This is a genomic window from Paracoccus rhizosphaerae (assembly GCF_026162645.1).
In the GTDB taxonomy this organism is placed as follows: Bacteria; Pseudomonadota; Alphaproteobacteria; order Rhodobacterales; family Rhodobacteraceae; genus Paracoccus; species Paracoccus rhizosphaerae.
In genome coordinates this window covers 1-1119 of record NZ_JAOTBE010000180.1, presented here as the reverse complement: position 1 = coordinate 1119, position 1119 = coordinate 1, and the positions used below count along the sequence as shown (strand labels likewise).

1 pseudogene is annotated in these 1119 nt (G+C 64.7%); it reads left to right on the top strand.

Going from position 1 to position 1119, the window contains the following annotated elements:
• Positions 1–71: 71 nt before the first annotated feature.
• Positions 72–1119: pseudogene (locus OC184_RS20290) on the top strand (IS5 family transposase); the annotation flags it as partial.

Here is a 1119-nt window from a genome sequence, read left to right as displayed (position 1 = left end):
TCGGCGTTGTTGCAAAACTCCAGCCTGCCGCGGGATTCACGTGGGCTGGCTGGTAGGGTAAGCGTGTATGCATGAGCAACCCTGAGGCTGTACGCTACCGCACGACGAACTGGAAGTCCTACAATGACGCGCTGAGGCGGCGCGGCTCGCTGCTGATCTGGCTGGACAAGGACATGGGTGGCTGGCGGACAGGGCGGGACGACCTGGCCGTCCGCCGGTGTTCTCCGATGCGGCCATCCAGTTCTGCCTGATGGTGAAGGTGCTCTTCGGCCTGCCGCTGCGGCAAAGCACAGGGATGGTGGCCAGCATCCTGGAGATGGCAGGGCTGGACCGGCCGGTGCCGGACTTCTCCACCTTGAGCCGCAGGCAGAAGATCCTTTCTGTGCAGATCCCCCACCGCCGCGCGCCAGGCTCTCTGAACCTGCTGGTCGACAATGGGGCGCAAGCGCCATCGGTCCGAGCGCCGCGCCGAATGGGATCAAGTTTCTGGGGTGAAGAGGGACCGTGGCCCCAGTGGGGCTGCGTAAGCCCGATGAACGCGAATGGCTGGCCCGCAAGCACGGCACCCACCGCAGGCGCCAATACCGCAAGGTCCATCTGGCCATGGACACAGCCACCGGTGACATCCGAGGTGGAGAATCCACCTCAGGCCGTGAAGGTGACAGCCCAGGTCTGCCTGACCTGCTGGATCAGATCCCGCCGGATGAACGGATCGGCACCGTGACCGGCGACGGTGCCTCCGACACCCGGCGTTGCCACACCGCACTCGTGGATCGCGGCGGCACCGCCGTCATACCCATCCGCAGGAACGGACGCCTGTGGAAGGAGGACTGTCCTGCCGCGCTTGCCATTGTCCTCGGACCGATGGCGGACATTGTCTCGCCCCGCAACGACATCCTGCGGGCGAGCAAACGCTTCGGGCGAGCCAACTGGAAGCACTGGTCCGGCTATCACGTCCGAAGTCGGATCGAGGCAAGGATGCGCTCGCAGGTTCGCTCGAACCGGTGGCGCTGAACCTGCTCGACCTCAAGTCCTTCGGCGAACAGATCGCCTCGCGAGACCCGGACAGACAAACGGCCGAAGTTCATATCCGCATTGCGCTCATGAACCGCTTCAACG